This window comes from Cupriavidus sp. CuC1 (assembly GCF_044627735.1).
Classification (GTDB): domain Bacteria; phylum Pseudomonadota; class Gammaproteobacteria; order Burkholderiales; family Burkholderiaceae; genus Cupriavidus; species Cupriavidus ulmosensis.
The window spans coordinates 1-10,248 of sequence record NZ_JBIUHC010000243.1 but is presented as its reverse complement, the minus strand read 5'-3'; the positions used below and the strand labels follow the sequence as shown (position 1 = coordinate 10,248).

The 10,248-nt window shown below is 69.4% G+C and carries 5 protein-coding genes and 1 pseudogene; all 6 read right to left on the bottom strand.

Going from position 1 to position 10,248, the window contains the following annotated elements; translation table 11 throughout:
* Positions 1-3,180 (bottom strand): tetratricopeptide repeat protein (locus ACGLHR_RS48485; protein WP_400102859.1); only part of this gene is annotated, 3,180 nt, incomplete at its 3' end.
* Positions 3,153-4,379, bottom strand: a complete 1,227-nt coding sequence (gene bcsZ, locus ACGLHR_RS48480; RefSeq protein WP_400102858.1) for a cellulose synthase complex periplasmic endoglucanase BcsZ — start codon at positions 4,377-4,379, stop codon at positions 3,153-3,155. The genes ACGLHR_RS48485 and bcsZ, both read right to left, overlap by 28 nt.
* Positions 4,376-6,640, bottom strand: coding sequence for a cellulose biosynthesis cyclic di-GMP-binding regulatory protein BcsB (bcsB, locus tag ACGLHR_RS48475; protein WP_400102860.1), 2,265 nt, complete (start codon positions 6,638-6,640; stop codon positions 4,376-4,378). The genes bcsZ and bcsB overlap by 4 nt, the downstream gene beginning before the upstream one ends.
* A 208-nt stretch (positions 6,641-6,848) precedes the next feature.
* Positions 6,849-9,122: a UDP-forming cellulose synthase catalytic subunit gene (gene bcsA / locus ACGLHR_RS48470; RefSeq protein WP_400102857.1), complete on the bottom strand. Its 2,274-nt coding sequence runs from the start codon at positions 9,120-9,122 to the stop codon at positions 6,849-6,851.
* A complete protein-coding gene (gene bcsQ, locus ACGLHR_RS48465) occupies positions 9,119-9,892 on the bottom strand; it encodes a cellulose biosynthesis protein BcsQ (protein WP_400102856.1) in 774 nt (257 codons plus the stop codon). The genes bcsA and bcsQ overlap by 4 nt, the downstream gene beginning before the upstream one ends.
* Positions 9,889-10,248 (bottom strand): annotated as a pseudogene (locus ACGLHR_RS48460) (hypothetical protein); the annotation flags it as partial. The gene bcsQ and the pseudogene ACGLHR_RS48460, both read right to left, overlap by 4 nt.

The following is a 10,248-nucleotide window of genomic DNA, read 5'->3' as shown; positions in this document are numbered from 1 at the left end:
CGCGGGCGGCGCCGCATAACCGCCGGCTGCCGGCGCGGCGTACTGCGCGAAGGGATACTGCGCTGCCGCGGCTTGCTGCGGCACTGGATATGGCACGCCCGGCTGCTGGGCGGCCTGCGCGTTGGCCGGATAGGCAGGATAGGCGGGGTAAGCCTGATTGGCCTGATTGGCCTGATTGGCCTGATTGGCTGGATAGGCCTGCGGGCCCGCCTTGGCCGCGCGCGCGTTCTTGCCGCGCGTGCTGGCAGCCGCCTGCATCGGCATGGGCGCTTGCGCCTGCTGCGGATAGTAGGCCTGCGGCTGCTGGATCGCCGGCGCCATGCCCTGCCCGGCAGCGGACACCGGCGTCGGGATATAGGGTTGCGAGGCCTGTGCGCCGGCGCTCATCATCACCGGCGCGGGCGCCGTGGCGGCCATCACGGGCTGGGGCGCGGCCGCGGCGCGCGTGGGGCCCGGCACGATCAGGTACGGCGCCTGCGACCCGGGCGGCGGCAACTGCGAGTTGCCGCGCTGGCCAGGCAGGCCGACAAACGGGTTGGACGGCACGCGGTCGAAGCCCGCGCCATCCGGGCGCGCGCTTGCCGAGGACAAGCCCGCGACGTTCTCTGCCGCCACCGCTGCGCGGAAGTACTCGGCAGCGCGCGAGGTCTTGCCTTGGGCGCGGTAGAGCCGCCCGGCGGCGGTCAGCACCTTGGGCGACTTGGGTGCCTGGGCCAGCGCCATCTGCAACGTGCCTTCGGCCCAGCTGAATTCCTTGGCGGCGGTGGCGGTGCCGATTGCCGCCAGCATCAGGTCGAGGTTGCGCGGATCCTTCTCCAGCACGCTCTCGTACAGCGTCAGCGCCTTCTTGTTCTCGCCCGCCTGCGCATACATGCGCGCCAGGCTGGCGCGCACGGCGCCGTTGCCGGGGCGCTCGGAGAGCGCCGGCGCCAGCATGTCGTAGGCTGCCACGAGGTCGCCGCTCTCGGTCAGCGCATCGGCCTGCCGCACGATGTAGGCGACCCGCAGGTCGTCATAGTCGCGGCGTTGCGAGTTGCTCAGGTTGGCGCTGGCAAGCTGGCGCAGCACGCCGGCCAGTTCCACGTCCTGCTTGGTCTTGAGCAGGATGGCGGCGTACTGCAGTTGCATGCCAACGTCCGGGCGCACCGTGCGGCCCATGACGTTGCGCATCAGCGAGAGCGCGCGCGCCTCGTCGCCCGCATCGGCGTAAGCCAGCGCCAGCGCGCCGAGCTGGTCGGGGTCCTGCTGGGCGTAGCGCTGGGCTTGCTGCAGCACGCCCAGCGCGGCGGCCTGTTGGCCGGCGGCGGCAAGCCCGCTGGCGCGGGCGGCTTCGGCGTGCACCCACAGGCGGCGCTGCAGGGTGCCCATGTCGCGGGTGCGGTTCTGCGGCGGAATGCGCTCCAGCGCATCGAGCCCGCTTTGCCAGTCGCCGGTTTCGGCCGACAGCAGTGCGCTCGCGTACAGCGCGTCCGGCATATTGGGATTGGACAGCAGCAGGCCGTCCATGACGCTGCGCGCCTGCTCCTTCAAGCCCATCGACGCATAGGCGCGTGCCACATCCAGCCGCACCCACGGGTTGGTAGGGTCGGCCGCCATCGCGTCTTCCAGCGCGCGGCGCGCGCCGGCGGTATCGCCGCGCTGCAAGGCGGCGCGGGCCTGGCCGCGGGCCTCTTCGGCGCGCAGCTTGCCCAGCGAGCCAACCTTGTCCTGCTGGGCCGGCGTGAGGTTCTGCACGATGGCGAGTGCTTCCGCGCTCTTGTTCTGCGCCGCCAGCACGCCCACCAGGCCGCGCGTGGCGTCGGGATTGTCGGGCTGTTGCTTGAGCACGCGGCGATAGGCAGCTTCGGCCTGGGCGTACTGGCCTTCCTCGGCCATCACGTCGGCCAGCGCCACCTGGGCAGAGGGCTCGCGCGCATCGAGCTTGATCGCGCGCTCCAGCAGGCTGCGCGCCTCGGCGCGGTTGCCCGCGCCACGCGCTGCACTGGCCTGTTCGGACAGCAGCCAGTACGTGGCACTGTTCTGCGCGCTGCGGTATCGCCCGCCGGCACCGCGCTTGGCGGCCTGGTCGAGGAAATCCACCGCCTCGGCAAACTTCTCCTGCTTGAGGCGCAGCACGCCCATGCCGCCGAGCGCGTCGGCGTCGCCGGGGCGCTCCTGCAACGCGGTCTGGAACCGGTCGCCGGCGCGCTCGAGGTCGCCGGCATCCATGGCATCGAAGCCTTGCTGCACGATCTGGCGCACCGGGTTGCTGGCGGCGCCGGCCGCTTGCGTGGCTTGCTGCTGTTGCTGTTGCTGTTGCTGGTGCTGGTGCTGGGCCTTGACCGCATCGAGCTTGGCGCGGATGGTGGCGTCGTCGGGATGGCTTGCCAGCCATGCCTGGTACAGCGGCGCATCCGCCGGCCGGCCGCCCAGCCAGGTCAGCGCCCGCCGCCAGCTCTCGCCGGCCTGGCCGGCTACGTCGCTGCTTTTGGACAGCGCCTCCAGCTGGCGGATGCCGTCGCGCCGCGTGGACTCGCGGTAGGTCAGGTGCTGCGCCAGCGCGAGCTGCGCGCGGTTGTCCGACGGATTGGCGCGGGCCAGTTGCTCCAGGCCCTTGCGGGCTTCTTCCCAGCCTTGCGCCGTGCCACCCAGCGTCTGGTAGTACTCCAGCGCCAGGTTGCCCTGCGGCACCGCGCCGCCCGCGGCTTGCTGATAGCGCTTGACGGCTTCCTCGCTCTGGCCGCTGCGCGCCAGCTGGCGCGCCTGCTCGACCTGCTGGGTCACGCCGCCGCTGCTGATCACCTGCGTGAGGCGCGCCACCAGCGGGGAGTTGGGCTGGGCCTTCTTCAGTCGCTCCAGGTAGGTGCGCGCGCCGTCGGGGCGGCCCGCCTCGGCTTCGGCCACGCCCATGCCGTACAGGGCTTCGGGCTGGGCCGGATTCAGCCGCAGGATCTTTTGCCACGCTTCGGCGGCGCGGTCGCTGCGGCCGCGTTCCTGCCAGTACTTGCCCTGGTCCACCAACAGCTTGACCGGATCTTCCTGCGCCGTGGCAGCTGCGGCAAACGCCGCCAGCAGGCTCAGCACCAGTGTCTTGGCGCGCAGGCCCTTGCCGCGCGCGGTGTCCGCGGGAATATGCTGCCCGCTCGTCGGGCGGGGTGTGTTCGCGCGTCCGTTCATGGCCGGGCGCTTGCGGTTCGACATGTCTTCTCCCACTCCAGCTCCAGTTGCCCCGAAGGCGCGAACCGGTAGCGGCCTTCGGCAAAGCCGAGGCCGAATAATCCCAATACGGTGTCGTAGTACGTGGCGGCGGACTTGCCCGTGGCGGCGTCGATCATCGTCTCGGCCCGGGTGCGCTGCACCGCGGCTGCCGGCGATCTGGCCGCCTGCAGGAACGGCACCAGGGCGGCGGAAAAGCCCGTCGGGCCGTCGCCTTCCACCGCGCCACTATCGGCGTGCATGCGCTCGGGCGGCGCGGCGCGTCCCGCCATGCGCTGCGCCTGCGGCGCCAGCGCCTTCATCAGCAGGCGGCCAGCGGCGTCGCCGCGTGGCGTCACGCCGGCCCACAGGTAGACGCGGATAGCGTCGTAGCTGCTGACATCGCCCTTGTCCGGGTCGGTGAGAAAGCCGCTGCCGCCAGCGTCGCTGCGGTAGGCCGACCAGTCGGGCACGATGCCCTGCCTGGCCACCGCCTCGACCAGCTTGCCGGCCTGCGTGGCAAGCTGCCCCCAAGGGCCGGACGGCTCGGCGCCAGCCAGGCGGCGCAGCAATGGCACCGGCAGGTAGCTGGCATTGAGGCGCCACTGGCGCGGGCCATCGGCGTTGCCTTGGGCAAAACCCTGCGGGCCCGGCAATAGCATGGTGCCAAAGCCGGGCAGCGACACCACCTCTTGCCTGGCCACCAGCTTGAGCAGCGCGCGCGCCTGCTCGCCATAGCGCGGCTGCTTCCACAACCGCGCGGCTTCGAGCAGCGCGAAGGCGAACCACAAGTCGGCATCCGATGCGGGGTTCGCGTCGATCACGCCCCACGAGCCGTCGGCCCGGTGGCCCCACTGCCAGGCGGGCAGCTTGTCCTGCAGGTTGCCCGCGCCGAGGTTGGCAATGCTCCATTGCCATTGGCGGTCGAAGGTGGCGCGGTCGTTGGCCATCAGGGCAAACACCATGCCGTAGGACTGGCCCTCGGAGGTGCTTTGCTGCTCCTTGGTGGACGGGTCGAGCACGCGGCCGTCGGCCTGCACGAAGCGGGACAGGAACTGCTGGTACAGCGGCCACGCGCAGGCGGCCGGCGCCGATGTCTTCGGCGCGGCGCCGTGGGCCAGCGCGGGCCAGCCACCCAGCGCCGCGAGCGCGCCCAGGCCGGGCAAGCCCGCGAGCCATAGGCGGCGAATGCGGTTCACGCTCACTTGTGTTCCCCTAGCTTGCGGCGCGCGGCGCGTGCCCGCAGCGACAGATACATCAACACCGCCAGCAGCAGCGCGGCGCCGCCGATCATCAGCACCATGGCGAGCGGCCGCTGCGAGAGCCACCACTGCACATAGGTCCAGGGCCGCAGCTTGCCCACGTAGTAGTTCTGCTGGGCCGCCAGGCTGTTGATCTCCTTGCCGCGCACCAGCGCCAGGCTGCCTTGCACGTTCGTGACCTGGTCAGGATCGAGCAGCACCTCGGTCATCGCCAGCAGGCCTTGCGGCGCGTTGCTGGCGACGGCCACCACGCTGCGCCCGGATGCCAGCGGCGACTCGAAGGCGCTGAGCGCGGCATCGGTGCTGGCGCTGCTGATCGACATGCGCGTCTCGACCGGGCGGTTGCGCGTGCCATCCGCACCGTTCCACCAGCCCGTCACGGTGGACACCAGATCGGTCAGCGCAAAGCGCTTTTCATTGCCGGCCAGCGTGACCGGCATGCGCTCGGCCCATTGCGTGAAGAGCGGCTGGCTCTGCGTGGTGCCGATCACCAGCAGGTCGCGCGCGGCTTGCTTGCCGACCTGCGCGGCGGCGCTCACGGCCACCCCGGTGGCGGGATAGCCGGTGGATTCGCCCATGCGCCCCATCAGCGTGAGGTAGGTCGAGTAGTCCTCGGCGGCAGGCTTGTCCGGCAGGATGACCGCGGTCTCGGAGAGGTCGGCCATGCGCGTGAACGGGAAGCCGCTGTTGCCGAACACGGCCAGGTCAGGCAGCGCGATAAAGTGCGGCAGGCCGGTGATGTTGATGGTGGAGTCCGGATCGATCGCGCCCTTGACATTGTCCAGCATCACGTCCTTGCACGCGCCCTGCTTGAGGTAGTCGTAGTAGAAATGGAACTGCAGCTGCGACTGCGCGGGCAGCATGAACAGCGGCAGCTCGATGTGCTCATCGACCGGCACCGAGCCATCCGGCAGCACCTTGGCCAGCAACTGGCTGGCGCCGCCATCCTGGTTCCTGACCGAGCGCAGCGCGTACGCGCGCAGGAACTGGTTGCTGACGCTGATGTTGAGGGTGGACTTGTCCACCACCGGGCGCGGCGTATAGCGGTACTTCAGGTCGATCGGGATGCCCTTGCTGCGCCAGCCGAACAGGTCGGGCGGCAGCCGGAAATTCACCCGCACGAGGTCCGGGCTGTAGCCCGAGACATTGAGGTCGCGCACTTCGGCAAGCTCGCCAAAGCGCACCGGGCGGTCGCTGCGGATCCAGTTGGGTGCGTCGTAGGGCACTCGCGGCGCCACGTCTTCGAGCTTGTTGATGGTGGCGTTCTGCCCGGACAGCGCGCGCGCGCCGAGCGCGAGCGCCTGCGCCGCGGTTTTGAGCTCGGCGCTATCGCGGCCCATCACCAGCAACAGCTTGGCGTTGGCGTCGCCCGGATTGGGCACCACCGCGATCGACGGGCCGCTGATGGCGGGCACCTGCACGCCGGCGGGCTTTTCTTCGTTGGTGACGAACACCACCGCATTGCCAGTGGCGGGCACCTGGTTGAGCGTGGCGGCAAACGATGCGCCGCGATAGCCGGCCAGCGCGCCGAACCACGACGAAACCGTGCCCGCGGCTTCCAGCGTGGCCGTCGACGGTGCGCCCGCAAACACAAAAGGCAGCCTGAGGCGGCCAACGTCGCGGCGATCGAAGAACGGCAGCGGCAGCAGGGCCAGGTCGTTGGACAGCGCCACCGGCGTCAGCGTAAGTTCCAGCACGCTGCTATTGCCAACGGTGGCCCACAGGCTGGAGTGGAAGGGATCTTCGCAATCGGTGGTGTAGTGGCCGATCAGCTGCAGGTTGAGACGGTTGAACTCGGTGATCAGCCGCGGCTCGATCGGCACATCGCGCTCCAGGCTGGTCCCCGCGGTGTCCTTGGGCACCGGCACGGTACCGGCGACCTCGCCGTTGACCATCACGTTGATATGCGACAGCGCCGGTATCAGCGCGGGCGAGTACGTGTAGCGCAACTTCAGGCGCGCCCCGGTCACGACCTCGTCGGCGCGGATCGAGAACGGCACGCCGTTGATGGCGTCCACACCGCGCAACTGGAATGGCGCGGTGGCGCCGAGCTGCTTGAGCGTGAGCTGCACGGTGCGCGCGCCGCTGCGGGGCGCGGCGGCGGCCTGCACGGCCACTGCGGCGGGCGACTGCGCGGCGACTGCGTCGCGCGTGGTGTCGGGCACGCTGGCGCGCTGGGCGCCGGCCGGGGTCACCGTCAGCATGGCAAGCGCGAGCAATGCGCTCAGGCGGGCCGCCGCGGGCAGGCGCGCGGCTGTGGGCGCGGTTGTGGGCGCAGTTGAGCGATCGGTCAGGCGTGGTGTCTTGGTCAAACGCATTCTCTGTTTTTTGCCAGTGGTCCGGTGCGTGGTCAAGCCGCGTCCCGAACCGTTGCGGGACGCGGCGCATGGCCGACGAGGCCGATCAGGCCGATCAACGGGTAGAAGCGCCAGGTTCTGGACGGCGCAGCAAGTGGCGCATCTCGCGCCCCAGGTGGAACATCACGTTATGGAAGCCAAGCAGGCCGATGCGCAGGATCTGGCCGGCTGCCAGCCCCGGGGCATCCGGGCGCTTGCGGCCCCACGAATCGATCCACGCGTCGGCGCGCGCAAAGGTGCATTGCACGAACGCCATTTCCTCGCGCGGGCTCATTTCCGCCAGCTCCAGGCCGGTGTGCGTGTCACCCTGGAACACCACCTTGGCGGGGAACATGTGCTCGTCGTTCTGCAGGTAGAGCGAGATCTGCACTTGCTCGCCCACGGCGGCCTTCATGCCAGGCGGCAGCCGCATGCCGATGCCGCCCTCGGCGAAGTCGATGGTCTCGCACACCAGCGTGCGGCCATCGGGAAAGTGCAGCGTGGCGGGCAGCTTCATCGCCACCCGGTGCGCCACGCGGATCTGGCGCGTCTCGCTGGCGACCGCAATCGAGGCGCCGAGAATGATCAGGTTGTAGAACGTCCAGGTCAGGTTGAGCACCACCGTGGTGGCCTCGAACTGATTCCACAGGAACAGCCGCAGGAAACCCACCACCACGCCCAGCATGTTGAACAGCAGCAGCACCAGGTAGGGCCGCGAGATCACCCAGTCGAAGTAGGCTTCCTCGATCACGCCGCCCTTGGGCGTCACGTTGAACTTGCCGGCCGCGGGGTTGACGAATGCCACCAGCACCGGCCGCATGATGTACCACGCCAGCACCGATTCGTAGACCTCGTTCCAGAACGAATGCCGGAACTTGCCCTGGATGCGCGAGTTGGTCATGTTCGCGTGCAACAGGTGCGGCAGCGCGAACGTGGCGATGGTCAGCGCCGGGGCCTGGATCACGTGGGCGCCGAACAGCAGGTAGGCCAGCGGCGCCGTCAGGAACACCAGCCGCGGCAGGCCGTAGAAGAAGTGCAGCATGGCATTGAGGTAGCACAGCCGCTGCGGGATCGACAGGCCCGGCCCGAACAGCGGGTTGTCCACCCGGCAGATCTGCGCCATGCCCCGGGCCCAGCGAATGCGCTGCCCGACGTGGCCCGAGAGGCTTTCCGTTGCCAGCCCCGCGGCTTGCGGAATCGCCAGGTAGGCGGTGCCGTAGCCCTTGCGGTGCAGCTTGAGCGCGGTGTGCGCGTCCTCGGTCACGGTTTCCACCGCGATGCCGCCCACCTCCAGCAGCGGGGCGCGGCGGATCACGGCGCAGGAGCCGCAGAAGAAGGTGGCGTCCCACAGGTCGTTGCCGTCCTGCACCAGGCCGTAGAACAGCTCGCCCTCGTTGGGGACTTCCTGGAAGGTGCGCAGGTTTTTCTCGAACGGGTCGGGCGAGAAGAAATAGTGCGGCGTCTGCAGCATGGCCAGCTTGGGGTCCTTGAGGAACCAGCCCATGCTGATCTGCAGGAAGGAGCGCGTGGGAATGTGGTCGCAATCGAAGATCGCCACATACTCGCCGTGCGTGCCCTTGAGCGCCTCGTTGATATTGCCCGCCTTGGCGTGGCGATTGTGATTACGCGTCACGTGGGTGACGCCGACCTTCTCGCAGAACTCGCGGAATTCCTCGCGCCGGCCGTCGTCCAGCACGTAGACATTGATCTTGTCGCGCGGCCAGTCCAGGGACATCGCCGCGAACACCGTCGGCTTGACCACCGACAGCGGCTCGTTGTAGGTCGGAATGAAGATATCCACGGTGGGCCAGCTGGCGCTGTCCGCGGGCATCGCCACCGGGCGGCGCTTGAGCGGCCACGCGGTCTGGAAGTAGCCCAGCATCAGCACCACGAACGCGTAGATCTCGGCCAGCACCAGGCCGATGCCGAAGACGGTGTCGAACCAACCGCCCAGGCCCACGGTTTCCGTCAGGCGCCAGTACATGTAGCGGCTGGACGCCGCGATCGACAGGATCACCATCATCAGCGTGGCGAGATGGCCCTTGACCCGGTTCAGCCAGATCGCCAGCCCGAAGCACACCGCGGCAAACCCGACCTGCTGCCAGAAATCCAGCGGCACCGTGATGACCAGCGCAAACATGAACAGCCCGAGCAGCAACGCCAACACCCGCGCCGCAGCGCTATCCCAAAGGGGAAGCTCGATGAAGGTGCTGCCGAAACGCCGCAACGCAGCCGACAGCGCGTTGGGCTTGTCGTCGCCTTTGCTTTTGCTTTTGCCTTTAACCTTGTCCTTGCCCTTGGCCCGCGCGCCTTTGGGCGCGGCGGCGGCTTTTGCCTTGGCTGGCTTCACGCGGCTTCTCCGTGAGCGGCCAGCGCCTGGCGCACCCATGCAGCGCAGCGCTGCAGGTCGTGCGTGGCCTGGCTGTGAGGGTTGTACTCGAGCACGCTGCGGTCATAGGCCAGCGCCTCGGCCACGGCCTGGTCCTGGTGGATCACGCCCAGCACGCGCTCGCCCAGCTGGGCGCGCAGCACCTGCACCACGTCCTTGCCGAGCTGGCGGCTCACGTCGACCTGGTTGATCACCAGCACATGGCCCAGGTAATCGGGCCGGCCTTCGCAATAGGTGCGGATCAGGTCTTCCATCAGGGGCATCGTGGCGTAGGAGGCGGCGTCCGGCAGCGACACCATCAGGCATAGCTGCGCGCTGGACAGCGCCTGACGCATGTAAGGCGACGGGCCCGGCGGGGTGTCGATCACAACCACATCGTCGCGGCCCAGGCCGAGCCCGGCAAGCTCCGTGCGCAGCCATCCCGGATGCGTGGAGAGGTGCGTTTCAAACGCGGAGCGGTCCGCCTCGTTGAGCGAGCCGAACGGCATGACCAGCACGCGGGAGCGGCCCTTGTACATGCTCTGCTGCCACGCTTCCGCGGCCAGCGTGGCCCGCGCATGCCCCGCGACTTCCTGCGGCGGCATGCCGAAATGCAGGCGCAGCGCATTTTGCGGATCCAGGTCCACGGCAAGCACATTCTCGCCGGCGAGGGCGAGCGCTTCGGCCAGGTTGGCCGACAGCGTGGTCTTTCCCACGCCGCCCTTGGCCGAAACAACAGCAATGATCTTCACGAGCGATTCAGCCGATCAAGAAAGGAGCGGCGCGCGGGTGCGCGCTCGCTGGTGGTGGCCGGTTCCTGGCGGCCTTCGAGCCGGGCGAACACCTTGGACAATTCGGTGTCGGCGGCGCGAGCGGGCTCGGCCGGCGGCGCGGCCGCAGCCGCGGGAGCCGCCGGGGCCCAAATGCTGGACGGCTGGGGCGTGGGGGCAGCGGCGGGGTTCGGTACTGCTGCCGGTGCTGCCGGTGAGGGCGGCATGGCGGCCGACGCCACTGGCGCCATGCCTTCTGGCGGGCGGAAACGCGGTCGCATCGCGGTGGCGGGCGCGCTCACTACCGTCGCGGCAGCCGGGGCCGCCGGCGCTATCCG